Source organism: Tenebrionibacter intestinalis, from assembly GCF_016632365.1.
GTDB classification, from domain to species: Bacteria; Pseudomonadota; Gammaproteobacteria; order Enterobacterales; family Enterobacteriaceae; genus Tenebrionibacter; species Tenebrionibacter intestinalis.
In genome coordinates, this window is record NZ_JAEPBH010000193.1 from 1 (window position 1) to 369 (window position 369).

The 369-nt window shown below is 62.1% G+C and carries 1 pseudogene; it reads left to right on the forward strand.

The features are described 5' to 3' along the window. Positions 1-369: pseudogene (locus JJB97_RS18435) on the forward strand (VENN motif pre-toxin domain-containing protein); the annotation flags it as partial.

The window sequence follows — 369 nt, forward strand, 5'->3', positions numbered from 1 at the left end:
ATCGGCAGCCAGGTGAGCGACATCCTGCGCACCGAGGGGAAAATCGCGGGTGAGAAGGCGAAGACCGACCCGGCGGCGTTAAAAGCGGCCAGAGAACAACTCGCTGACACAGGCAAGCCGTACACGGAAGAGGATGTCAGGCAGCAGGCTTACATCAATGCGATGAAGCCCTGGGGCACCGGCAGCACGATGCAGCAGGCGGTCCAGGCTGCGACAGCCGCGGTACAGGGGCTGGCAGGCGGCAATATCGGTCAGGCCATCAGCGGTGCGGCCGCACCGTATCTGGCGAAAGTTATCCACGATATGACCACCACGAAAGATGCGAACGGCAAAGAGGTGGTGAACACCCAGGCGAACCTGATGGCGCAC